Raw genomic sequence first — 26,140 nt, 5'->3', positions numbered from 1 at the left:
TAAATTGTGATCGTTCCAATGCCGGAGCTGAGCGTTGGCTCTGAGATGAACCCTATGATTTAGTAATTTTTTCTCGTACAGGCTTAAGTTATATTCAGACGTTTGAGGACTGTTGATCTTTCAGAGGTGAATTTTGTTCAAATTCAACGCATTTTGAACAAGGTGCGGTTTATGAAGCTGCCAAACTAATCACGAAAGATCAATCGTTCATGGAACAACCGACAGAGGTGACTGATGCAAATAGCCGTATTGTCCGATATTCACAGTAATGTGTATGCCCTGAAGGCTGTGCTTCAGGATATTAAGCGCCGAGGAGCGGATGTGGTTGTGAATTTGGGGGATATTTTATATGGCCCGATTGCACCCAAAGCCAGCTATGAGTTGTTAATGGAGCATGAGTTAGTGACAATCCGTGGCAATCAAGATCGTCAGATCTATGAGGCTAGCGGGGATGCCATTGAATTCAATCCAACCCTGCAGTTTATTTTACAGGATTTGGGAAAAGCCCCCTTGCAATGGATGCGTTCATTACCGGCAACATTAGTATTAGATGGGGATATTTTTCTATGCCACGGAACTCCGTCAGATGATCAAGTCTATCTGTTGGAAGATGTTGTAACTGGGACACCTCAGCTACGATCTGAGTCGTCTATCTTGCAATTGCTGGGGGAGGTGACTTCCGCAGTGGTGTTATGTGGACATACGCATTTGCCACGGACGGTATACACGAGTCGTCAGCAATTGATCGTTAATCCCGGAAGTGTTGGTTTACCCGCCTATCAGGATGATTTTCCCTGTGTGCATGCGATGGAAAATTTTAGTTCACACGCGAGTTATAGCTTGCTGGAAGCTTCGGCCGATGGATGGAATGTGGCGCAATTGAAAGTCGCTTATGATGTGACCTCGGCTGTGGCTGATGCCCGGAGTCGCGGTCGCGATGACTGGGGGACTTTTTTAGCCACGGGGCGTAGCTATTGTGGATCGGCTCATCTATGATGATGTTTCGATGGTTATTGATATTGCCAGATAGAGGAAACAATGTATTCACTGCATATTGCGAATAAAAATTATTCATCATGGTCATTACGTCCCTGGGTCTTATTAAAAGCACTGAATATTCCATTTCTGGAAATTGTTCATCCGTTCGGAGATAAGCTCGATTGGGAGAATTATCAACATGTGAGTCCATCCAGGCTGGTCCCGTGTCTGGTGACGGATAAATTAACGGTTTGGGATTCGCTGGCTATTATTGAATATTTGGCTGAAAAACATCCCGGTGTTTGGGCGGAAGATGAAGCGGCTCGGGCGTGGTCTCGGAGTGTATCAGCTCAGATGCATTCCGGATTCATGGATCTACGTCGGATTTGTTCAATGAACTGTGGAGTGAGTGTGAAGCTCAATGCTGCATCATTGGCAGAGTTAGCCACGGATATCTCTCGCATCGATGCGCTCTGGCAATATGGTTTAAGTACCTTTAAAGGCCCATTCTTAGCCGGTGAGCATTTCACGGCTGTTGATGCTTTTTATGCGCCAGTGGTGTTCCGTTTTCAGAGCTTTGGGATTTCATTAAGCGCTGAATCCGAGGCCTACCTCCAGCGAATGTTACAGTTTCCGGCAATGCAGTTGTGGTATGAGCAGGCCCTGAATGAACCTTATCGGGATGCTGCTCATGAAGATGAAATTAATCGGGTCGGTTGTCTGATTGAAGATCGCCGTTGAAGTGAGCCTTCATCTAAGCTTGAGTAAGCAGGGGCGTGACAATATGTTTGATCTCTTGAAAGGCGCTGAGCCCCCAAGGACCTAACTCGCGTCCCAGACTACTCTGTTTATACCCTCCCCAACCGGTTTGGGGAAAGATCACCTGCGGCGAATTGATCCACACGGTTCCACTCTGGAGTTCCGCCGCAATCTGCTGAGTTTGCTCGGCGTTACGGCCGACGATGGTGGCCACCAGACCATATTCGGTATCGTTGGCCAGCTGGATCGCTTCGGCATCGCTGCTAAATGTCTTCAGACATAGCACGGGTCCGAAGATCTCCTCACGCCAGAGCGGATCACTCAAGGTAATATCCGTGATCAGTGTAGCTGGGTAGTGAAAGCTGCGAACCATCGAGGGGGAGCTTAGTGAGATTACCTGTGCTGGAGTTTGGGCCTGTTCGACCAAGCGCTGCACTTTTTGCCACTGTTTTTTACTAATGAGAGGGCCGATTTCGAGAGTTTGCATTTTTTGCTTAATTTTCGCAGCCAGCGCTGCAGATTGACTCTCTGCGACTAAAACTCGGGAGGTGGCCGAGCACATTTGACCCGCATTAAAAAAAGCGCCATCGCAGGCGAGTGTCGCCGCCAAATCCAAATCTGCATCTTCTAATACGATGAGCGAAGATTTACCGCCTAATTCCAAACTGACGGATTTAATATCCCGCGCCGCCTGTTGCATGATATGTTCCCCGACGAGTTTACTTCCGGTAAAAGAAATTTTGGCAATATCCGGATGATTAATCAGTGCTTCGCCCACGGAGTTCCCTTGTCCACAAACTAGATTGACCACGCCCGCCGGGAGTCCGGTCGTCACAATTAGCTGCAGTAGCGCAATTTCAGCTAATGGGGTTAGTTCGGATGGTTTGAGAACGACACAACAACCGGCCGCCAGTGCCGGAGCTAGTTTCCAGGCTGTCGTCACCATTGGAAAATTCCAAGGCATAATGAGTGCGGTGACTCCGATGGGTTCCTTGATTAGGGTGGCCGAAAACTGATCATTATTTAAAGCGACGTTACTCTGAAGCGGTTGTTGTGTCAGGTAGTCTGCGTAGTAATCAAAGGTTGCAATCACATCATCGACATCCATTTCCGCTTCCATCTGCGGTTTGGCGGAATTAAGTTGCTGCAACTTAATTAATCGCTCCCGATGGGCTTCGACGGCTCTCGCTATTTTGGATAAGTATTCACTACGAGTCGCTGGAGGGGTCTTTTTCCACTGAATAAACGCTGCTTTGGCGGCCTGAACGGCCGCATCGACCTGAGCGATTGAAGCCATTGGCATCCGAGTGATCAATGAACGATCCATTGGATTAATGACATCGAATAGATCACCTTGTCCTTGGAACCACTGGTTATTGATTAACACCGATTGATTGTGGATCGAGGTATTCATCATGACGATATCCTTAGTTACTCGCGGCCGGAGAAAGATGCTCATGAATGCATAACCAGCGTTCATCGGATTGGCATTGCATGACGATTGTTTCTTGTTCTTTAAGCGACTGCGTTCCCTCGTGGGTTTGAATTTGAGTCTGAACCTGATGAGTAAAAATGACCATATCATCCAAATACTGATAGTGGGGGTGGGTCGACTGACAGGATAAAACCTGAAACCCCCATTGTTGTTCCCATTCATGCCAGTATTTTCGGTAGGCTTCCCGTGAGGAAACACGTCCGGCGACAGTGTAAAACATAAAAGTCGCATCTGGGTGAAAGCACTCAAAATAGCGTTCAGTTTGATGATGAGCAAAGGCCTCAATTAACTGTTCAATAGCCTGTTGCGCCATTTGTTTGTGGTCGTTATTCATGTAAGGCTCCCTGTGGTTGCTGACCCGTTACGGGATGATGATTTGTGATGTCGGAAGTGGTGGGATGGACAGCCGCCGGTTCTGGAAATAGTTTTAAAAGCGTGGGATAAATGATGGCTGGCAATAGCAATGCGACCACCAGTGAAATATCGATCCCTCCGGCTAGGTTGCCTAAAGGGCCGACAAACTGACCGGGAAGATTGACGGTTAATAGGGCAATGATGGCAGATGGGATCCAAGCAATCATCCCTCGGAAATTCCAGCCGTTATGGAACCAGTAAGCTCCTCCGCGCTGACCCCGGTTAAAAACTTGTAAGTCATCTTTCAGATAAAATCCGCGTCGAGAGAGAAAACCAATCATCATGATCACCATCCAAGGTGTTGTGGTCACGATAATTAGTGTGACGAGGGTTGTGACGGAGGTGACCAAATCAAAGGCAAATCGACCCACAAAGATAATGATAATGGATAAAATTCCGATGAGAAGGGTGGCCTGAACTCGGCTTAATCCCGGGAAAACACTCGAAAAATCAAGACCCGTTCCGTATAAGGACGTGGCTCCGGTCGATAAACCGCCGATGAGGGCCAGGACGATTAAAGGAAGGAAGAACCAGGTCGGCGATACGGTGAGTAGGCCGCCGGTGTAGTTGACTGAAGTAATAAATTCCGGGGCACGTTCAGCAATAATGGCGGTGGTTACTAATCCGAACAAAAACGGTAATAGGGTACAACTTTGAGCCATTAGGGTTGCGGTAATGATCCGAGTCCGGGGTGTTTTTTCCGGCAGATAACGGCTCCAGTCCCCTAAAAAAGCACCGAATGAGATGGGATTGGACATCACGATTAATGTGGCTCCAATAAAGGTTGCCCAAAAACCGGGACTCTGTAAGTTCATCCCCGCACCGGTGACTAAATCTGGGTGGAATTCTCCGCCAAAGGCCACAAATCCGACAACAAAAACAACGGATGCCAGCGTGACTGCAACTTTATTAACCAACAACATGAACTGAAAGCCATAGATACAAATGACGAGCACGCACAGTGCAAATATGCCGTAGGCGATGGCAAACATCCATTGTGCTTGTGTCCAATGGAAAATTCGGCAGATGGCACCGATTAATGCATCGCCACTGGACCATACGCTGAGAGAGAAAAAGCAGATTGCGGTTAACAGGCTTAGAAAGGACCCGACAATTCGGCCAACTACGCCAAAATGAGCGCCGGAGGAAACGGCATTGTTGGTGCCGGTGATAGGACCAAAAACTCCCATCGGGGCTAAGATCAGTGCTCCGATAAATATTCCGAGAATAGTGGCGGCCAGCGATTGATAAAATGATAGGCCCAAAATGATCGGAAATGAGCCCAACATGGCTGAAGCTAGCGTATTTGAGCCTCCCCATTGCAGCCGCAGGAAGTCAAACAGTGAAGCTGATCGCTCACGCTCATGGATAGGTTCAATACCATTCGTTTCTATATTGATGATTTTTCCTGTATTTTCTGTACGAGTTTGAACGTCCATTTCCCCACCTTAATTTGTTAATGACAGATACAGTGCTGTTCATAAGATAGAAAGGGCTCTATTTTTAATAAATACCTCAGATGGGGTAGCGTTTGAAACATTGGCCCATACCAACGTGCCGTGTGCATTGATATGGGGTGGCGTCTTGTGAATGATGACCCAGTCGAGAGTAACAGCTCGAATGATAAAGATGCGGGCCGATTAAACCACGCCTTGAGCGAATGAGGTCATGTAACTGAAATGAGAAGTTCGTGGCTGATTGTTTTGAAAAGAGAGGACTGGGAGACATGGCTGTCTCTGTTGGGTTTGATGATTTAATGATGCACTCTTGAGCTAACACATTCACAAATAATCCATCGTTCCGACAGACAACAGTGCGTTGTGGGCCGCGATGAAATTGACCTAACTTGGGGACTCATCGAGTGCAGAATAGGATTTGGAAAGTTGCAGGGATGCTTTCTTTAGGATAAAAAGTGATCAATTATTAAACAGTGAGGGCGAGACCTGAAGCAAATGAATATTAAACCTGATCCTCTGATTTGCCCTTTATGTGGTGAGTCGAATGAATGCATTAATTTGGCGACGGCTGATGTCACTCGCGCATGTTGGTGTAATGATCCGACCATTATTTTTTCAGAAGTGCTATTGTCAAAGATCCCGTCAGAACTGCGGGGCAAAGCTTGTATCTGTAAATCCTGTGTTATGAAATATCAGAAAACGGCTGAGGTTGACTAAGATACGGTTAAAAACTGGACAACGATGAGCATATTGCGCTGGACGGTCCAGTTTTTTAGTTTTATGGGCTCGATGTGGCTGGTGAGTTGCCATAGGCTAAAAATATGGCTAAGTTGGATGCTGTTTAAACGGAACTAGACTGATACCGGAGCGCGTATGTCACTGATTGCTAACACCCCCAAGCCCCCTTATTATGCGGTTATTTTTACATCACATCGGACCGATGGTGATCAGGGTTATCAGCAGATGGCTGAGAAAATGGTCGCGTTAGCCGCCACTCAACCAGGATTTTTGGGTGTAGAGTCGGCCCGGGAAGACGTCGGGATTACCGTGTCTTACTGGGCCGATCTGGAATCTATTAAAAATTGGAAAGCCAATGCGGAACATCTACAAGCCCAAAAACAGGGGCGTAGCCAGTGGTATTCATCATTTAAAACCCGTATTGCAAAAGTTGAACGTGATTATGGTATGTGATGAGCCATGTCAGGTACTGTGTCATCAATGGTTATATTGATGACATAGATAGCACAAAGGACTGTTGAGCTTTCGGGGGTAATGTGTTGTTCAAATTAACCCCTTTTTAAACTCGGCGTGGCCTGTGACATCTCATGAACTGAGCAAACCGGCTTTGATCCTCTGCGCGTGAAAATGCAGCGCAGAGGATCAGATGTATTTTGAATATCAATTAATTCGGGCGGCTTCAGCACTATTTTGAATAAAATGACCTGATGCATCAGTGCCAATTGCCTTTTCTTGGGTGGGTACGGTATCGGATCCAAATAACCATTTAATATCGCCATCTCCATGAGAGGCTGCCGCCCAGCCCTGCAACGATAGGCTCTGGGTGACATTCACTGTGCCGATTTTGATCCATTCCTGATGGTCGATCGAGTAATATGCGCCGACATTCTTACCATGATTTTGAATCGTGAGTTGAAACCAGATCGGTGTATTGTTATGAACGATTGGCTTACCGTTGACCCCATCAGGGATCTCGGCATCGATATAGTCCGTTTGATGTCCATCTTGGATCCGGTACTGAAAGCGGATGTTATGAGATGCGGTTTGTAACACTGCCGCGTAAGCCGCCGTATCCGACAGACTGCTACGGACCATTAATCCACCTTTGATCCAGCCATTAACATGAGATTGTGGGTTGGCTACAAAAGCGCTGAATGTTTGATCATGGGTGGTATCGACCTCATCATATCGAAAATAAAAGCTGTCATGGTTACTCCAAATATCGCCGGAGTTGACTTGAATTGCATACAGCGCTCCCGGTTCTGTGAGTGTGGGATCTAATGTGACGTCAATGCCGGTAAAAGGATAACCGGTTTGCGTAAGGTCGGTTCTGGCCCAGCTATCTTCAAGGGCATTGACTTTATTGGTTCCCAGATGGTTGGCTTTGGCATTCCATCCGGTTTGCCAATTGCTTTTTGAATTCAGACCGTAAGCCCGGCTGACGAATCCGGCCTCGAATACAGATTGTGCCAGTTGGGTATGGCTGGCAGAAAGGTTGAACATGACCGCATAGTTATGGGCGGTGATATCATGAGTACTGGTAATCTCTGGGGTGACAAAGCAAAGCCGTTGATTGGCGGTGGCACCATTTTCCACATATTGATTCAGCACGGATGAGGTGGAGGATAAATTTCCGGTGGTGCAACCAAAAATAAATTTACCGCGTAGCTGTGCCAGTGTTGGCCAACCTTGAGCGTCGACGGCAGCCTGAAGATTAGGATAGTCAGCAATGAGATCCGGCGCGCCCCAAATTTGCTCCCGTCCTAATTTATGGATGAGTAATTGATCCAGTGAAGCCGGTGTTTGATCGGCACTGGCATCGAAACTATCTTTTAAATCTAACCAGAGACTGATGACTTCATGATCTGGCACGGCCTGATGAAAGGCCCACAGCACATCTAGTGCGTCCGCTAAGGTATTGACCGAACTATCTTGATCGACGACAGAGGCATGATATACATACCAATTCCCAGCAAGTTTCGGCCATCCGGCACCGTCGTTACTATTATGAATATCAATTTCCATAGAGCGGATGCGCCAGTAGAGCGCCTGATCCGGATACCCTTCGGTTCGCTGGTAGGAGTTATGTGAACTTTTCTGTCGGACCTGATTATATCGTACATCATTATCATTCATGATCATTCTCCGATGATGACTGAAATGGAGAGTGCCGATGGCACTCTCTGTTGTGGCTGCGATGAACGGATTATGCCTGTCCGTCTTTCCACATGGATGGATTTAGGATCAAGGCTGTTTCCAGCCCGATGTTAGCGCTCATCGACGAGTTATACGCTTGCTGAGCATAGATATTGGCAACACTTTGTGAAGCTTGCATGGCGTTTCCATTTTGGGTCGTTGATGACGGCAGTAGAGGTGTGATAGCTTTTTGAGCCAGTGCTTTCACGCCACTCCCTAACGTTGGCAGGCTGAATTTACTGAGTACAAAAGTTTGAAGCCTGCCGATAACCGGAACATTGACATTTGGGATCCGGCTGACAACCGAAGGTAATGGAACGACGCCCATTGAACTGAAAGAGCTGTAAGCATCGCTGACCTGCGTGATAGAGCGGGGGCTGAAAGCCCAACCGTTATTGCCGGTAATTTCTGCATAGCGTAGTGACTGCAGTGTGGCCATTGCCCCACCTGCTCCAGCTATCCCACCAGCAATCGCGCCACCAACGGCTCCGGTAATGGCCCCGGTCAGCAAAGATTGCTGCCAGCTGCTGGTGTTTTCAACACCGAATAGATCGTTGACAAAATGCTGACTGACGCCTTGTGAAGCACCGATAGCTGCCCCGGCAGTTGCCCCAACGGCAGCACCAGCCGCTACACCTGCGACACCGGCAATGGCAGCTGAAACTCCTCCGGCCGCTGTCGCCGTTGCAGCCGCCGCGGCAGAGCCCACCGCAAATGCCCCAACCCCTGCTAGTGATGAAAGGGCTCCCGCGACAGCGCCAATTCCGGCTCCGGCTAGAATATAACCCGCAAGTTGTCCGCCACTTAAGCCAGATTTAATTCCGGTATAAGTGGCCGCCGCTGCACCAACGCCAGCACCAATGAGGGCTCCAACCGCCAGAATAATTAACAGTGATGCAATTTCACCGGATGGGTCGGTGCGGTTGATCGCATTGTTATCACAGTAAGCGTAGGGGCTTCCATACTGAAATTTTGGATCGCAGGAGTAAAAACGTCCCAGATCCGGATCGTAAAACCGGGCCCGGTAATTATACAATCCCAGTTCGCTGTCAAACTCTTGCCCGGTGAATCGGTAGGGGGTCAGCTCCGGATGTAAGGCGGTTGCAGTGATGAGCTGACCAAACGGCATATAATCTAGCATTGCCCGGATTTCGCCATCGTCCGCGACAACCACCCGAACAGAACCCTGCTGATCTTTTAAGACATAGAGCGGCTGTTGATCGAGGATCATTACTGATAATCCACCAACCCCATAAATATATTGACGCAGCTGTTGACCTTGTTCGAGCAGCGGTTCATCGTTCAGACCATGGACATACAGTGTCTGCGTTCCATCTTGATGGCGTTTGAGCACCCGTTGGTTCAGACCGTTATAAAGTAAACTGAGTATTTCCTGATTTTCAGTTTTGACCGTCATCGGTAAGTTATTTAACAAGTTGTAGGCGATATCACTGATCTGATGCGCTGAGGCTCCGGTGATGTTACCACCGACATCATAAGCGAAGGTCTGAGATATTCCCTGATCGGTTTGCACGGTGAGTATCCGGTTGCTTTGATTTAGATAGTCATAGTGCTGTTGCTGCGAGCCCTGTTGCAGATCCAGAATGTTGCCGTTGGCATCAAAGCTTAATGGGGTCTGTGTTCCGAGACTATAGAGTGGGTTACGGCTGTGTTGTGCCACCAGCAACTGACCACTGCCATCATATTGATAACGGTAATCGAATGAATGGGCGGGGGTTATCGCATTGTGGTGACTGACCTGAGCCAGATTGCCATTGAAGTATCCGGCCCCGTTATAGCCATCGTCAGTGTAATGGAATGTTTGCGCTAGAATGGGGCGTTGATCCTGATAGTGATTGTCTAGTTCAGTGAGCCAGCCGGGAGAGTTATAAGTAAAACTGCGCTCCAACGGTTGAGCGCCTTGGGTGTTTAATCGCTCATTCGCCAGACTACCGTCAGCGTGGTAGGTATAGGCTGCAAATTTGTCAGGTTCGGACGGCGTACCGATGGCAATATTTTGGCCCATTTCGTTATAGCGATAACAGACTTTTGCGACCGGAGCACCAACAGGGTAGTCAATTGCAATAATATTTCCCAGATTGTCATAGCTATATTGGCTGCGCTGGGGTGACTGACCGCTCACTGACAGCTGATTTTCAGTGGTATGGCCGAAGTGATCATACTGATAGCTGTTTTCGATAATGATCGCACCGGGATTACGTTTCTGGGTTTTCCATAGTCGGCCCAGCAAAGTGCTTTCTTTGCCGGTTCCGTCATAGCTGTTGAAGGTATCCCAGTTGTTATTCTGTGGATATTCCGGTTGGTGATCCGCAATGGTTTGTAACTGTTCTGGATCCCAGGTTTGAGCGATTTGTCCCTCTTCGATGATCCGTCCCAGAGCATCATACTTTTTATATAAAATGACACCTTGAGCGTTGGTCTGGGCGGTAGTGCTAAAACGGATCCGCCCGGTTGGATCGTAGATATATTGCGTTGTTCCGCTATCGGTCGTGGTACGGGCCGTGAGCTGTCCTAAAAAGTTGTATTGGCTTTGCGTGATAAAGTCTTGCTCTGGAGTCGGGGCATTAAACGAGTTCGGATGTAACACTCGAATGATCTGACCCGCCGGATTAAAGATCTGTTGTACCGCCTTTAAGACCTGATTGCCCCGGTTGGTTTGCCGCCCTAGAAGCTGTCCTTTGCGATCGGTGAGAGTGTATATCATAGTCCCGTTTGGATCGGTAATCGCAGAGACTGTAAATTGGCCGTTGTGCGGCGTAATTCCGGCAATGCTCGTTTGATCGGTCACATGATAATCAAAGCGGGTGGTATGCGGATTATCTGGAGTGATAGCAAAGGTTTTTCCAGGTAGTCCTTGTTGGACTGGGCGGCCTAGCGGAGCCGATTCATATTGTGTTCCGTGATAGGGGTAGCCTTCATCTTTAGGATATGCTTGGCTGATCTCGCCGCTCATGATGCCGGTTTCGGGATCCAGTGCGGTGATCAGTTGCTGGCGATAGCCGAATAGCGTGTGTTCAAAACCGGCGATTTTAGTCTGAGCAATGCTATGGCCCAGAGCATCATAGACGGTGCCTTTCGCTAGCGTCGTGCCGTTATTAAGTACTTGTGTTTGCAGGATTTGGCCAGTACCGCCTTTGTAGTTCAGCGACAATTGCGGGGCTTGATAAGTGATAAAATTAGCAAATTGCAATGCCCCTTTTGCCGATAATTGGAATGACCCCGTCAGTGGCGTCGTGTTCCATAGCGAGAATACGATGCGGCCATCGGCGAGTAACAGCAAGGCCCCGTTGACCGGGATCAGTAGCACCGATGTCGGCACCTTGCCATTAATGGTCGGATCGCTATGGCGGGTGCCATCAAGTGCCATGCTCCAGCCGCTTTGTAGATCCCAACTGGCTTCCAGCCGATCACCTATTGCAATAGAGAATGACAGTTGCTCCGTTTTGGGGGAGCTGAGTGTAAAGCCGAGTGCATAGTGGCTCTGGGTGCTCGTGGTTAACCAGCGAATGGTATCGCTTGAAGAACCATTATGGTAAAGCTGTCCGTTTTGGATCTGCCAGACGCTGGGATCCTCCCGTTGCCAACTGGCCCATATTTGGTCACCCTCGGTGAAAGTTTCATAGATCCCACCCTCGGCCGCCATAATCGCTAGTTCACTGGATGGCGTGGATTGTGGATATTGATAAGGAATAGGATCATGCCAGCTACGGGGCGCATAGTTCACCACCCCTTTTTGGCTATTTCCCCACGGACCGGTTTCGGCAAATTTCTGGCGTAGCGGGTTATAGGCATAGCGGAGAGTTCCGGCATCGTTACGGATCGCGGCGATTTCATCGCTATAAATTAGATCATAAAATTTCGCATCCATATTACAGCTGAGGGGAAAGGTGCTGATATTGTTAAACAGCAGGGAGCTACTGTGTTTGGTGTTTGTGATAGCCATTGAGAGCATCAGGGAGTGGCTTTGGCTGGTTTCGATAACAGCATGCCAATATTCCCAGCGATCTTCGTGGGTGGGCGTAATCGCAATTTTTTGCGGATTCTCCGCTTCGGTGATCAGATATACATCACCGGTGTCGCTGAGAAATCCTTGAGGTGCTTTGATCCAACCGGAGACGATTAGGGTTCCGTTTTGTTGGACCGGACTGATTTTTTCAAGAGTGTGCTGCGGTTGTAACTGGAAACAGCAACTACCGGTATAAGCATCGCCAGAGCGCAGATAGTCGCTTAATTTTAGCTGGGTATTGTGCATGCGCCAGCGATCCTGCGTATCTTCATAAGGCTCAAAGCCGATAAAATCACAGCTTAGGGGATCCTTGAGTGAAAAGGTGGCGATCGGCAGGATCTGATTGCGATCCCAGAAGATTTTTTCAGTTAGCCCGGAGACATCACTCTGGGTCACAATGGATCCATAAAAAGTCCGCTCTAAGATTTGATGGACTTGTTGCCAATAACTTCCCGGATCTTTCTGGATCAGATGGGCGATATCCAAATCGGCTAATTGGGTTTGTTGTTGCAGTACATAGGCTGTTGAACTGGCCCATACGGTTGGAGCTGGCATCCCGTTTTGAGTTCGCTGTTGCGGTGCATATTGTTGTAAGCTCCCAGCGGTAAGCTGCGAAGAAGCACTGCCTGAGACGAGTACGGAATCGAACTGACTGAACGGGACATCGATGATGTTTTTATACAGAAACCATGGGTAGGCCTGAAACGCGTATTGATATGATTTATAAAGAGTTTCTGTGGTGCCTTCGGGGGTGATATTTTCAAAATACTCCTGCGATAATTTGCCAAATTGCGTTTCATACTGATAGTGAGTGGTGACGACTAGTTCTTCGTTATACACCGTGTTTTTAAGGCAACGCACATATCCCCCAAACAGATTTTGGTGGACAGTGTTGCCGGATATTTGGGTAAAACTCTGAAGTTGCTGCTGTTCGTGGCGCAGTAGTTGTCCCTGCTGGTTAAAGACTTTTTGTTCGATCTGTTGACCATCCAGTAACGCGGTAGCGGGTTCAGTTTCGATCAGATTGGATGATGGGTTGGGATCGCTGAGCCCATTAAAATAGTAGTGTTCAGTGTAGCCGAAGCATGGATCGTCAATGCTTTCGGTACCGGGATAATCAATGGTTTTATAATATTTAAAAATGCTGCCAGTCGGATCACAGGTCGCAGAGTTGATATCAAATAGATATTGGGTGCTGCTGGTGGTGTAGCCGTTATTGATCTGCATGGAGGCCACGCAGTAGTCAATCAGCTCCCCTTGCAAGGTATCATCCAAATAACGATTGAGGGTGATGTGGGTGGCATCATCAAAATCTTTATGCAGCGGTAGGTAGGTTACAAAGGTTGATAAACCCGAAGGGTATTGCCCATTGACCTGGCTACTGATAGAACCATCGGCATTGATATAGGTGAAAAAGCGTTGATCCAATAGTGTCTCTTGGCACAGATACTGGTTCTCGAAGGGATATACCGCGCTATTTTGGGCCGATTCTCCCTGCATATTGAGATAGGCAATGAAACGAGGCCCCTGATTAATCATCGTTGTGCTGTCGATCGCATCCGGTAGGGGTTGATAATGAGCAACGGCATTTTGCCAGTTACACTGAGAGTCACGGTGATAGACCCGGTTGTCCATTGTGGCTATATCCGCACCAGCCGTTGGAAAATAACGGCGTTTACGATCCGATGTCGATCCATCTTTGCTGTATAAAACCACCCCTTGACTGTTCCATTGACGTATTTCGGTCGTGGCATCATAGGCCACTAACCGGGCATCAACGGCATATTCTCGGTTGCTGGTCAGGATGGCGTAATCTTCACCATAAGCAAACCAGTTGATATCGGTATCTCTGCAAGTATCCCGAATATCCAGACTGTTATTTTGCAACCATTTTTCGCCGTTATAACGCAGTAAGTTAGGGCCGGAAGCAATCAGACTATTGTTTACAAAACGAGCGATAAATGGAATGGTGATGACTTTCGATGGCGCACTTTTAGGCAGCTGATAAGTGAAATCGTGGCTATCAAGAGAGCTGAAGATTTCATCCCAACTGATGACTTTCACGGTGTAGTTAAATTGCAGTGATACTTCATGGGTGATGTATGTGAGTACCATAAACGATGCACTGCTGTAAAAACCAAATGATTGTTCTGGATGATCACCACCAATGGTAAAGACCATCTCCTGCGAGTCTCCGGCATGCCAGCGGTATTGGTTATCTTGATAATAGAGACTGAGCTGGTTGTGATGTTCTCCACCATGGGATGGGGCGTAGTCGAGCACTGCGTAGTGTTTACTGGTAGCCGTCACATAGAGTTTGCCGTTGGGATCACCATTGGCTACTTCAGTAGAGACATCTTCAATTTGCCATATTTTGTTAAAACAATCCCAGGTATAGCGCAGGAGTTGTCGCTGGCTTTGATCACAGATGAGCACAAAGTTATCTCCGGCGACGACCTGTAAATTCGTACTGTTGAGGGTGATTGGCGCTGCTTGTATCCACTCTCCCCAGCGCAGATTATCTTTATGATAGATGTACACGTATGATTTTTGATGTTGCGGGACGGTATAACTCACACAGGCAAAATCTTCGGTCGTAACGGCATTAACACTTTGAATATCAAAAGAAGATTGAATTAGTAAAGGATCCTCTGACCATGCTTGCCAGCGTCCGAGCCAAGTGTAGAGCGATAGTTGGATCTGATCGGTTGATTCATTTAGCCAGAGATTTACCACATAGTCAGAACCGAACCAGACTCGGGGTTTGGCTGTATTTGGCCAGGGATTATCGATGGTAAACTGTCGTTCACATCGAGGAATAGATTGTTTTTTATACTGATAATCAATGATAGCCCCGTTGGGCGTAATAGCTCGACAGAGTGCTCCGGGGTGAATCGCATCGGCGGGTGCGTATTCAAATCGTAATCCGGGTGATGCACAGTGATTGGCAAAGATCCGTTGGATCCCGGTAAGAGTTCGTTTGATCGTATCGCCATATAACGGATCATCATCATGGTATTGGCTAAAATGAGCCGTCGCGTAGCTCAGTTGAATGGTATAGAGCTGTTGCTGCTGGGGATTATTGACCTCAATGTGGTCCAGATAGCGGGTTTCGTAGCGATCCTGGTAAGCACTAGGTTCATTGTCGGGTTGTTCGGTATAGGGATGATCCCAGTGCGGGCTAAGATACTCTCGGGCTTGAGCCGGCGCATTGATATGATATTCTTTTTCAGCATACTGAAAACAAACCGTACGCCCTAGCATGTCGGTAATTCGGGAGAGGTAACAGGCTTTGGTGAACGCAAGCCCACCTTTCCCGACGGCTTGCTCAACGGTTTCGTATTCAAAATGAATGCGATCCCCCCAAACATCTTCAACAGTAACTAGGTTCCAAATAATGGGGTAGCGGCTTTGTAATGGCTGACGTTGATCGTTTTCGGTAAGAGCCGAATGTCCGGACCAGTTTCCCCATTTCACTTTCCATTGCACACTGTTAGCGGTTTGCTGTCCTCCAAAAAAATAACTAGTGCCGTCATCTTTGACTAATTCCCAGCGTTCATAAGCCGGATAATAAAGAATATGGCTAAAGTTGTACTGAAACGACTCAAAGGCCAGACCTCCGGGGTAAACGAGCAGTTCATCATTTTGTCGTTGTACATCAAACAGACGTTGGTTGATGTCATCGCGGATTTGCCAGCGCTGATTGGCGGTGACCGTCACGATACTCGACGCTGGATCTAGATTTAATCCGGCGCTGAGAAAATCGGCACAAATTGCGGCATCGAGTTGGCCCTGACTTAACGTTGACGCGGCACTAGAAGGTAAGGTGAGGCGGCACCACGGCTGGAGCGTAACGACCAATTCGATCGATGTATTGTTTTGATATAAATAATATTGGTTATCGTTGATTGAGGCATTGTCGTGATCACTGACTTCAATCCGGTCAAAAGGCAGTTGCCAGCCAAGACCGAGAATACTGGTGGGTGCGGTTACATTCGAGCGATTGACCTGACTTTTGACATGGCTGCCATAACAGGCCGTGACTTTTAGATCGAGTCCATTTCGACCTTTTAGTGATATGAGATCGAACGAAAAATTGACATCCCCTCGAAATAAATTAACGCTTTTATTGAAAATATCATGGATAGTATCTTCAAATTGAGTTGGGCGAACCTGCGGGAGCTGGCTTTGAGTTTTACTGCTCATAATGTGTATCCTCTCTTCATCACCTTCAAAAATGTGATTTAGTGAGTGTCTTATGGTGAAAGAACAGCTGGGTATAGGATATAAGACAAAATGGAATTATTATCGGGCCGGTAATATCCCGATAATAATCATTATTTATAATTCAAAAATTAAGAATCGCATTCAGCAATCACTAACACATCGACTTTCCCATTTGCTTTATGGTTTGAATCATCTTCCATTGTACATGTAGCAGAAACAGTCACTTGACTACCACTAAGACCCGCCAGCGATGCTTTGACATTTAATGCTTTTACATGGTGATCGTCTCCACCATAAGAGACCGAGTAGCCCTGAACAGCGACGGAAGCATTTAGAATCGTTGAACCTAAATCAATCACTTGGGTATCACCTGAGTTAACTGAAGCGACACTAAATTTTGTAATAGCCATAATTAATCTCCTTATCAATGGGTACTGGTTAAAGATAGCAGTTGTTATTATTATTTTTGTTATTTTTTGTAAATGTAAAATAAACAATTGTTTTAATTGATAATTAAATTTATTTGAATCTTCTATATGACTAATCTCTTATATATGATACATAGGTATATATAAAAATAATAAATACAGATAATAATCCTATATTAATTATTTATTATTCATATAGTTATATCAATGATGTTTGATGATAAATAGAAGTGCTATGTGGATAGCCAAACATATAAAATAAGTATTTATCCAAATGATATTTAATCATAATAAAATAAATATTTTAGTTAAAATATGAATAAGTAGAATGATTAAGTAAGGAGCGTTAATAAAAATAAAGTACATATATGATAACCCTTTATAATTAGATCACTATCTGGCGTTTTCTGATTAATCTTCAGCTGATATTGGAATGTTGTATAGAAATATCCAGATTCTAATATCAGTTGGAATCAGAAATGATAATCGGTAGAAATGCGATAGATGACAAAAATTAAAGCTTAAAGGAATCGGTACCGCGTTGAGCTTTTTAAGCCGCTTATGCAGTAATGAATAAGGTTTTTTAGTTAAAAATCCAGTTATAACAATCTATTAACTTACAAAATATTTTAACCTTTTTGAATCTCGTTGTAATTTATTGATTCCTAATGATTGTATTTTTAAAAATAGACAAAGGTCTTAATCATCTAAGCGTGTCAATCCCATATAGCTATCAAGCTGCATCGGACTAGCCTTTTTGAGTGATTGAAAAGTAAAGGCGCATAAGTTTATTATTAATAAAAAAGATAATGGCTATTTGGCATTAATGAGTGTCGTATTTTGTAATTGAATGAGTCCTTCATTAAAAAATGACTGGATTTTAAATATGCCTGAATGCGACGTTGATTTGTATATTGATAAATTGGCCTGAACTGATTCTTCTACAAAATGAAAAAATGATATGGATGATTTTTCACCTTCAGATTTGAAAACCATACTGCACTCCAAGCGAGCCAATATGTACTACTTGGAATATTGCCGCGTGATGCAAAAAGAGGGGCGGGTACTGTACCTGACCGAGTCGAAAAAAGAAAATCTCTACTACAACATTCCGATAGCGAACACCACCGTCTTGTTACTGGGCAATGGCACATCCATTACTCAAGCCGCGATGCGGATGTTATCTCAGGCGGGCGTTCTCGTTGGATTTTGTGGCGGGGGCGGCACACCATTGCATATGGCAACAGAAGTGGAATGGTTTACCCCGCAAAGTGAATACCGTCCCACAGAATATCTGCAAGGATGGCTCTCTTTCTGGTTTGATGATTCCAAGCGCCTTGATGTGGCTAAACAATTTCAAAATGCCCGTATTGATTACTTACAAACGGTATGGGGCAAAGACCGAGAATTAGAGACCCAAGGTTTTATCTTTAAAGATGATGTGATTCAACAAGCTTTAGAGACTTTTCATTCCCGCACTGATGCCGCGACCAAAACCTCTGAATTACTTCTCACCGAAGCGCAACTCACCAAAGTGCTCTACAAATACGCTGCCAATAACACCGGTTTAGACAATTTTACTCGTCAACACGATTCCACCACACTCGCTAATGACTTTCTCAATCACGGCAATTACTTAGCTTACGGATTAGCCGCGAGTTGTTTGTGGGTGTTGGGGATTCCACATGGCTTTGCGGTGATGCATGGCAAAACCCGCCGTGGGGCGTTGGTGTTTGATGTGGCGGATCTGATTAAGGATGCCGTCGTTCTGCCATGGGCCTTCGTCTGCGCGAAAGAAAGCGCCTCCGAGCAAGAATTTCGTCAGCAAGTGTTACAAGCCTTTATCGAACATCACTCCATGGAATTTATGTTTAATACCATCAAAGCGATTGCATTAAATGAGCCGAAAGATACGGAGGACCGCGCCCAATGATGGTCACGTTTGTTTCCGAGTGTGAGAAGAATGCACTGAAGAAAACCCGTCGAGTGCTGGATGCTTTTGCCGATCGGATTGGCAACAATACGTGGCAAACGTTAATCACCGAAGACGGCTTACAAACCGTGAAGAAAATGCTCAAACAAACGGCGAGCCGCAGTACGGCGGTGAGTTGTCATTGGATCCGCAGTCGCTCGCGTAGCCAATTGCTATGGGTAGTGGGTAATCGTTCGAAGTTTAACTTAGAAGGCGTGGTGGCAGTGAATCGAACTTCACTCAATTTAGAGCATCGAGAATGGGAATCGGGCTGGCATCTCAATGAAATGATCGTGTTAGCCAGTTCCGTTGCTGGGCTGTTTCATGATTTTGGTAAAGCCAATGCATTGTTTCAGAAAAAGCTGCAAGGGAAATCAGCAACCAAAGGCGAACCCTATCGCCATGAATGGGTTTCTTTGCGCCTGTTTGAAGCCTTTGTGCGTGATAAAACTGACCAAGAATGGATTTCTAAATTAGCACAACTGTCAGAGCCCAAAGTGGCCGAAGCGTGTAACCAACAAATGCTGGCAGCGGTATTTCAAGATGCTTCCAACGTATGGCAAAACCCGTTTGCCGAAGGACATCTTGCGCCATTTGCTAAATTGATTGCGTGGTTAGTGGTGTCTCACCACCGCTTACCGAAAAACAATAATAAGATTGGCGTCAATATTGAACAGATGGACCAGTGGCTCACCCAATGTTTTGATTGCCACTGGAACTCACCGAATGCGCTGGATTTAAGCCAATATACCGCTCAAGCCATTAAAGACAACTGGTCATTTCCCAACGGCACGCCGTTATTAAGCCGCACTTGGCAGCATAAAGCTGCCAAACTTGGATTACGGATGAAAAACAATCCGCTGCTAGCCAAGGATTCTATCAGTTGGTTTGATCAACGTTTTGTCGCTCATATGGCAAGATTGTCGCTGATGTTAGCTGACCACTATTATTCTTCACTTTCAATTCGAGAGGGGAAAACGGTATGGCAAGATCCTCGCTATCAAGCCATTGCTAATACTGATCGTCATTCTGCGCACGATAAAAGCATCACGCCTAAACAAAAGCTGGATGAACACAACATCGGTGTGGCAGTGAATGCGCAGCGTTTTGCGCACAATCTACCCGCCTTAAAAACTACACTGCCCGCCATTGCTCAGCACCGTTTGTTTACCAAAAGTTCGGGTATTGCAAAATATCAATGGCAAGATAAAGCCTTTGCGAAAGCCAAAGCGATTGCCAAAGAGACAGAACGCCAAGGATTCTTTGGGGTGAATATGGCATCGACCGGTTGTGGCAAAACCATCGCTAATGCGCGGTTTATGTATGGTTTGGCTGATGAGCGTGAGGGGTGTCGTTTCTCGGTTGCGTTAGGGCTACGTACCCTAACGTTGCAAACCGGTGATGCTTATCGCGAGTTATTGAAATTAGGTGATGATGAACTGGCGGTATTGATTGGCTCGCAAGCCGTCAAAGCCTTGCATGAACTGAATAGCACTCAGGAAGAGCAGGGCAGTGAATCGGCAGAAGATTGGTTTGAGCAGCTGTTTATCAGCTACGAAGGGCAAATATACGATGGTCGTCTCAAGCATTGGTTAAGCGCCAGTCCAAAATTGGAACAGCTCGTCAGTGCGCCGATTTTAGTCAGCACCATTGATCATTTAATGCCTGCCACCGAAAGCCAACGCGGGGGAAAACAGATTGCGCCAATGTTGCGCTTGCTCACTTCGGATTTAGTACTCGATGAACCCGATGATTTTGGTTTAGAGGATATGCCAGCGCTTTGTCGTTTGGTCAATTCGGCGGGGATGCTCGGTTCACGAGTGTTGCTTTCTTCGGCGACTTTGCCGCCGTCACTGATAAAAACCTTGTTTGATGCCTACAAAGCAGGGCGAGAGCAGTTTAATCAAGCGCAATTTGCGGAGCCAAAACAGCCACCCATTTTGTGTGCGTGGATTGATGAATTCACGACGCAAACGGAGCCGCTGTCTAACGTGTCCGACTTTGTTGCGGTTCACCGCAAATTTGTGGACAAGCGAGTGGCTAAGCTGAAACAAAACGATCAGCCACTGCGTAAAGGCGCTATCGTGTCAGTAGATGATGACCAAATTGATAACACGGCAAATAAAACTGCGCGTGAAATCAGTGTCTATCAAGCCGTCGCTCAAACCATTTACGAGCAAATTCATCTATTGCATCAAGCCCATGCTGTGACTTCACCTAATGGCAAAAAAGTCTCTTTAGGTGTGGTGCGCATGGCGAATATCAATCCCATGGTTGCTGTGGCGCAAGTCCTCTCACAATTAGCACCGCAGGAGAATGTGCGCATTTGTTATTGCGTTTATCACTCCCAATTTCCGCTCGCACTGCGTTCTTTTAAAGAGCACAAATTGGATCGGTTATTAGATAGACACGATCCCGATAAGCTTTGGCAACAACCTGAAATCAAAGCGGTGTTAGAGAGTGCCAAAGAAAAGAACATTGTGTTTGTGGTGTTGGGTACGTCCGTCATTGAAGTGGGACGCGACCACGATTACGACTGGGCAATTGCTGAGCCAAGCTCGATGCGCGCGCTGATCCAGCTCGCTGGGCGTATTCAGCGTCATCGCCAGCAAGTGCCTAACCAAGCCAATTTAGTGGTGCTCAATCAGAATATCAAAGCCCTAAAAGGAGACTCGATTGCGTATTGTCATCCCGGTTTTGAGAGTGGCGCTTTGCCATTAAATAGCCACGATATCAGTGAATTATTGGGTGATGAATTGGCAAATATCTCAGCGATTACGCGCGTCAAAGAACCCATTTACCACAAAACGGGTCGAGATTTTCTAAGTAATCCTAATTCAGGCAGTCAACATGCCTATCCAGTTCAATCGTTTTTAGTGCAAGAACATCGAGCCTTACGGTTTGCCTTAGAAAGCATGCCTGATCCTAAGTTTTACCACAGTGGACGAGAGGCCAATCGCTGGTGGTCTGAAGCATATGGGCAACATGCAGTGTGGAATGCGGAGTTTATTGAGCAAACGGCATTTCGCCAATCCGATCCACAAGAACCCTTTCTATTGCGCTGTGACGAAGATGAACAGTTGGAGTGGTGTCAACTTGATACCTCTCGTAAACCCTATGAATTTAAAACGACCCATCGATTTAAATCAGTAGGCATTAAATTGGCCGCTGGTTGCCAGTGGTGGTTTAACGATAATCCGATGGAGATTTACAGCCATTTTGCCGAGCAGTTTGGGCAAACCTTGAGTCGCACCAGTGAGCGTTTGGGTGAAATCCAACTTCGGGCTGAAAAACAAGATCAAACCATCGAGTGGGCTTGGCATGAGCAACTGGGTGTGTTTCAACAAAATAATCAATAAGGAAGGCGAATGGACGGAACATTAAGAGCCGCAATCGCGGAGTACATTAACCAGCGCAAACAAGCAAAGTTAGAACCGTTGCAAAAAGCGCTCAATAAAGTGCTGGAAAAAAGTGACGATCCCGTTGCTATTGCGACAGCCAAAGCGGAATACCATGAACAAGCAGATCCTATAGATACAACATATGATCCAGTGGTGTGGTTAACCGATGCAGCCAAGCGAGCCAAACAAATTAGCTTAGCGACTCATGCAGCAAAATTTACGCACAGTGATGCCAAAGCCAGCAGTATGCTGATCAACCATTATCAAATGAGTGATTCTAGTTATCTGGTCACCCAGCACTTGCCTAATCCTGCGATTGATGCCGTTGGCAATGCGGCAGCATTGGATGTTGCCAGACTACTGAAATTGGAAGTGAATGGAGAAACGCTCGTTGATCAATTGCAACAAAAGAGTGTGGCGGCATTAAGCGGGTTTACCAAAGACAAAGAGTTGCTAGAAGAATGGCGCAAGGGGCTGACGTTAGCGCTAGGCGATGAAAAGTTGTCGGCTCATACCTTAACTAAACAGCTTTATTTCCCTATTTTTGATGGTGAAGACGAATACCACTTATTGTGCCCGTTGTATTCATCCGCTTTAGCCAATGAGTTATATGAAAAAATTCGAGAGTCACGTTTTGGTGAATCCAAAGAGATCCGCGATGCTCATAAGAAAGGGATTTACGATGAACGTGTTGACGTTCGATTTCCTGCAACGGCTGTGCAAATGTTTGGTGGCTCTAAACCACAAAATATTTCGCAATTAAACAGTGAGCGCCATGGACAAGGTTTCCTTTTAAATTGCGCCCCGCCAAGTTATCAAGCGCAAACCAAACCGCCGGTTTCTAGCAAGACGTTGTTTAATCGCCAATTCAGTTGGCGCACCAGCCAACTCGTGCGTGAATTTAAGGCGTTTCTAACCGGGTTAACTGAAAAAGATCGCAATTTTAAAACCCGTTATCAACGCGATTATTTTTACGTTAAGCCCTTAATCGATAGCCTGCTGAACTTCGCATCCGAAATCCAAACCATTCCAGAATGTGCCGGTTGGTCGAGTGCGCCTGAGTGCAATATGAAACGAGCACACCAGCTGTTTTTGGATCTCGATAATCCTGATGAAGCGTTTCAACACGAGCGTGATAAAGGCGATTGGCTTGAGGTGGTTGCCGGTGATTTTGCGAACTGGTTACTGCATAAATTGGAAAACAAAGAGCACTACCTACTGGGCGATGTAGAGCAACGCTATTTCAAAAAACTATGTTTGAATGAGCTGCGTGCTTTTGAACGCATGGGCAGTTTGCAAGAGGAGTATCACGCATGAAGTCTTACCTCTTATTGAAAAAAATCGATGTGCAAAATGCCAACGCCATCGCTGGGTTAACCTATGGTTTTCCTGCCATCACTAACTTTTTGGGCTTTGCTCATGCTTTATCTCGTAAGTTAGCACCCAAAGTGGATGTGACGCTCGGCGGTGTGGCGGTGATCAGCCATAAAAATGCAGTGCATGCCCGTCAACCGAGTGGTTGGGGGGATTATGTGTTCGCATTAACCCGAAACCCGCTTACTCAACAAGGGAATACCGCACCCATTAATGAAGAGGGGCGTATGTCGATGCAAGTCTCTTTATTGATTGAACTTGAAGGGATGACATCAGGCGATGAGCAGAAAAAAGCCCAACTGGTTGCTGAACTACGCAACATGGTTCCGGCCATGCGCTTGGCAGGCGGGCAAATTACCCATGTGCAGGATTATTTAGTGCTAACGGATGAAGATCAGCAGGGTAAAGAACTGCGTCGTTTAATGCCCGGTTTTGCCTTAATTGATCGTCGCAATTATTTGGCAGAGCACTTCACCACCTTACAACAACTTAATCCTCAAACCACATTAATGGATGCGTGGTGTGATTTTGCCACTTTAACTTACAAAGCCACGCCGCTTGATGAGGAAGAGGTGAGTGAAGAGGGTGAAGGGAAAACCAAAGCGCAGTGGGATTATCAATCGAAACCTCATGCGGGTTATTTAGTGCCTTTGGCGAGTGGTTATTGCGCCATTTCAGAGTGTTACCAGCCAGGGAACGTCGCCAATGTGCGTGATACTACCGTTCCTGTCACTTTTGCTGAAACCGCTTATACCGTCGGTGAATGGCTGAGTGTCCATCGATTGGAAAATATCCAACGTGGTATTTGGCATTACCACCACGATTTTCCTTGGTACGTTGCGCAAGGATATGTACCTGAAATTGAACCGTCACTAAATGAAATACCTGAACCTGATTTGCTGGATGAAGCCGAAGACAACGGTTTTGATCCCGACTTTTTATAATTTTAAAGGACTTGAATAATGGCTGATAAAAAATTAACAACACCGTCTGTACTGGCTTTTGAAGCAAAATTGATCCCATCGGATGCCTTGATGTTTGCGGGTAATTGGGAAGAAAACCAATGGTCGCCCATCCTAGTGGGTGAAAAATCCGTGCGTGGTACGATTTCAAACCGCCTTAAAAATGCGATTGCCAGTGATCCGGCAAAACTGGATGCCGAAGTATCGAAAGCCAACCTACAAACGGTTGATACCGCAGCGTTGTCTCATAGCACCGATACATTAAGAGTAGACTTTTCACTGCGTATTTTGGGTGATTTGGATGTACCGTCAACCTGTAATAGCCCTGAATATCAACAGGCGCTTGCTGAAAAAATTCATGCTTATCAGGAAGAAACGGGGTTCGCTGAATTGGCTCAACGTTATGCGCAAAACATTGCCAATGCTCGCTTCTTGTGGCGTAACCGTGTCGGTGCAGAAAATGTACGTGTCGAAGTACAAGCAGCTGATAAACAGTTTACATTCAACAGCTACGAATTTGATTTGCGCTCTTTTGATGAAAAACAACAAGTGGCTGAATTGGCGGCGTTAATTCAGCAGGGCTTAAAAGGCAAAGCCGTTTTTCTTAAAGTCTCTGCTTTCGCCAAGCTCGGTGAAGGTCAAGCCGTATTCCCATCACAAGAACTCGTTATGGGTGGTGGTAAAGGCGATAAAAGTAAATTCCTGTATCAATTGGATGGTCAAGCGGCGATGCACTCCCAAAAAATCGGTAATGCGCTGCGCACCATTGATACATGGCATCCAGCAGTAGAAGAAGTGGGCCCGATTGCCGTTGAACCTTATGGCTCGGTGACTAACCGTGGTGCGGCTTATCGTCAACCCAAAGAGAAAATGGATTTCTACAAACTGCTTGATAGCTGGATGTTAAAAGATCAAACCCCTGCGTTAGAACAGCAGCATTACATTATGGCAATGTTGATTCGTGGTGGAGTCTTCGGCGAATAAGGACGAGATATGAAATATTATCAAGATATTACCTTACTGCCTGATATCGAAGTGTCACTGGGGTTTATTTGGGAAAAGGTTTATCAACAAATCCATTTGTTGCTGGTGGAACATAAGCGCGCGGAAAACCAATCTCAAATAGGTTTGAGCTTCCCAACGTATGGCGATAAAACCTTTCCATTAGGTAATCAACTCAGATTGTTAGCGGAAAGTGAAGCGCAACTGATTCAAGCGAATGTCAACCAGTGGCTGCAACGATTAAGTGATTATGTGCATGTGAAAACCATCAAAGCCGTGCCGAGTGAGGTCAATGAGTTTGCGTGTTTTTATCGTGTGAATCCGAAATCCCAACAGCGTCGTATCAAACAACTTGATCGCCGAGTGACGGTGTTAGCGCAAAAACATGGGGTTGCAGAAGAGGAAATGCACGCACAACTATTGGCATCCATTGAACAACGCTCTGAGGAAAGCAAATTGCCATACATCAATGTGCAAAGCCTGTCTTCAGCAACGAGTGAGCAACGCCATAAGTTTATGCTGTTTGTTGGTTGTGAAAAAGCGAACACTTGCACCGAAAATAGCAACGTATTTACCTGTTATGGACTAAGTCCCCTGGATAAAGATAAGAAAGCATTTGTTCCTTGTTTTTAACCTTATAAAAGGGTCTTTAGACCCTTTATTTTTAGCTCTTTAAAAATTAATTTAAAAACAATAAGTTAAGAACGGAT

Annotated in this window: 16 protein-coding genes; 10 read left to right on the top strand and 6 right to left on the bottom strand. The window is 46.2% G+C overall.

The window, feature by feature from the left end; genetic code table 11:
* Nucleotides 1-234 precede the first annotated feature (234 nt).
* Together ABUE20_RS03220 and ABUE20_RS03215 are read left to right on the top strand one after the other, a co-directional pair.
* Nucleotides 235-996, top strand: a complete 762-nt coding sequence (locus tag ABUE20_RS03220) for a metallophosphoesterase family protein (RefSeq protein WP_408618392.1) — start codon at nucleotides 235-237, stop codon at nucleotides 994-996.
* 42 nt (nucleotides 997-1,038) lie between these two features.
* Entirely contained in the window at nucleotides 1,039-1,719 is a 681-nt protein-coding gene (locus tag ABUE20_RS03215) for a glutathione S-transferase family protein (RefSeq protein WP_408618391.1), read from the top strand.
* A gap of 13 nt (nucleotides 1,720-1,732) precedes the next feature.
* Here the strand turns inward: ABUE20_RS03215 and ABUE20_RS03210 are convergent, their stop codons facing one another.
* From ABUE20_RS03210 to ABUE20_RS03200, 3 genes are read right to left on the bottom strand one after another with little or no spacing between them, the layout of a single operon-like run.
* The gene (locus ABUE20_RS03210) at nucleotides 1,733-3,154 is read right to left on the bottom strand and encodes an aldehyde dehydrogenase family protein (protein WP_408618390.1); all 1,422 of its coding nucleotides are present in this window, start codon (nucleotides 3,152-3,154) and stop codon (nucleotides 1,733-1,735) included.
* A gap of 10 nt (nucleotides 3,155-3,164) precedes the next feature.
* Complete coding sequence (locus tag ABUE20_RS03205) at nucleotides 3,165-3,566, bottom strand: YybH family protein (RefSeq protein ID WP_408618389.1); 402 nt, start codon at nucleotides 3,564-3,566, stop codon at nucleotides 3,165-3,167.
* Nucleotides 3,559-5,085: a purine-cytosine permease family protein gene (locus tag ABUE20_RS03200; RefSeq protein WP_408618388.1), complete on the bottom strand. Its 1,527-nt coding sequence runs from the start codon at nucleotides 5,083-5,085 to the stop codon at nucleotides 3,559-3,561. The genes ABUE20_RS03205 and ABUE20_RS03200 overlap by 8 nt, the downstream gene beginning before the upstream one ends.
* Nucleotides 5,086-5,598: 513 nt before the next feature.
* Between ABUE20_RS03200 and ABUE20_RS03195 the strand changes: the two genes are divergently transcribed.
* Both ABUE20_RS03195 and ABUE20_RS03190 read left to right on the top strand, forming a co-directional pair.
* Nucleotides 5,599-5,820: a cysteine-rich CWC family protein gene (locus ABUE20_RS03195; protein WP_408618387.1), complete on the top strand. Its 222-nt coding sequence runs from the start codon at nucleotides 5,599-5,601 to the stop codon at nucleotides 5,818-5,820.
* 156 nt (nucleotides 5,821-5,976) lie between these two features.
* Nucleotides 5,977-6,294, top strand: a complete 318-nt coding sequence (locus ABUE20_RS03190) for an antibiotic biosynthesis monooxygenase family protein (RefSeq protein WP_408618386.1) — start codon at nucleotides 5,977-5,979, stop codon at nucleotides 6,292-6,294.
* Between the two features lie 207 nt (nucleotides 6,295-6,501).
* Here ABUE20_RS03190 and ABUE20_RS03185 read toward each other — a convergent pair whose 3' ends face one another.
* From ABUE20_RS03185 to ABUE20_RS03175, 3 genes are all read right to left on the bottom strand, one after another.
* Nucleotides 6,502-7,977 carry a Ca2+-dependent phosphoinositide-specific phospholipase C gene (locus ABUE20_RS03185; protein WP_408618385.1) on the bottom strand — a complete coding sequence of 492 codons (1,476 nt, stop codon included), beginning with the start codon at nucleotides 7,975-7,977 and terminating at the stop codon, nucleotides 6,502-6,504.
* 70 nt (nucleotides 7,978-8,047) lie between these two features.
* Nucleotides 8,048-16,270, bottom strand: coding sequence for an RHS repeat domain-containing protein (locus tag ABUE20_RS03180; protein ID WP_408618384.1), 8,223 nt, complete (start codon nucleotides 16,268-16,270; stop codon nucleotides 8,048-8,050).
* 149 nt (nucleotides 16,271-16,419) lie between these two features.
* Nucleotides 16,420-16,701: a hypothetical protein gene (locus ABUE20_RS03175; protein WP_408618383.1), complete on the bottom strand. Its 282-nt coding sequence runs from the start codon at nucleotides 16,699-16,701 to the stop codon at nucleotides 16,420-16,422.
* Nucleotides 16,702-17,680: 979 nt separating this feature from the next.
* Between ABUE20_RS03175 and cas1f the strand changes: the two genes are divergently transcribed.
* The 6 genes from cas1f to cas6f are packed head-to-tail and all read left to right on the top strand — an operon-like array spanning nucleotide 17,681 to nucleotide 26,063.
* Nucleotides 17,681-18,652: a type I-F CRISPR-associated endonuclease Cas1f gene (gene cas1f, locus ABUE20_RS03170; protein WP_408618382.1), complete on the top strand. Its 972-nt coding sequence runs from the start codon at nucleotides 17,681-17,683 to the stop codon at nucleotides 18,650-18,652.
* Nucleotides 18,649-22,050, top strand: coding sequence for a type I-F CRISPR-associated helicase Cas3f (gene cas3f, locus ABUE20_RS03165; RefSeq protein ID WP_408618381.1), 3,402 nt, complete (start codon nucleotides 18,649-18,651; stop codon nucleotides 22,048-22,050). Before cas1f ends, cas3f begins: the two co-directional genes overlap by 4 nt.
* A gap of 9 nt (nucleotides 22,051-22,059) precedes the next feature.
* The gene (csy1, locus tag ABUE20_RS03160) at nucleotides 22,060-23,409 is read left to right on the top strand and encodes a type I-F CRISPR-associated protein Csy1 (RefSeq protein WP_408618380.1); all 1,350 of its coding nucleotides are present in this window, start codon (nucleotides 22,060-22,062) and stop codon (nucleotides 23,407-23,409) included.
* The gene (csy2, locus tag ABUE20_RS03155) at nucleotides 23,406-24,410 is read left to right on the top strand and encodes a type I-F CRISPR-associated protein Csy2 (protein ID WP_408618379.1); all 1,005 of its coding nucleotides are present in this window, start codon (nucleotides 23,406-23,408) and stop codon (nucleotides 24,408-24,410) included. The genes csy1 and csy2 overlap by 4 nt, the downstream gene beginning before the upstream one ends.
* Before the next feature lie 18 nt (nucleotides 24,411-24,428).
* The gene (gene csy3 / locus ABUE20_RS03150; RefSeq protein WP_408618378.1) at nucleotides 24,429-25,412 is read left to right on the top strand and encodes a type I-F CRISPR-associated protein Csy3; all 984 of its coding nucleotides are present in this window, start codon (nucleotides 24,429-24,431) and stop codon (nucleotides 25,410-25,412) included.
* Between the two features lie 9 nt (nucleotides 25,413-25,421).
* Complete coding sequence (cas6f, locus tag ABUE20_RS03145) at nucleotides 25,422-26,063, top strand: type I-F CRISPR-associated endoribonuclease Cas6/Csy4 (protein ID WP_408618377.1); 642 nt, start codon at nucleotides 25,422-25,424, stop codon at nucleotides 26,061-26,063.
* The last annotated feature ends 77 nt before the right edge of the window (nucleotides 26,064-26,140 follow it).

It is taken from the genome of Celerinatantimonas marina (assembly GCF_046054165.1).
Taxonomy (GTDB): Bacteria; Pseudomonadota; Gammaproteobacteria; order Enterobacterales; family Celerinatantimonadaceae; genus Celerinatantimonas.
This window is presented reverse-complemented; position numbering and strand designations above follow the sequence as displayed.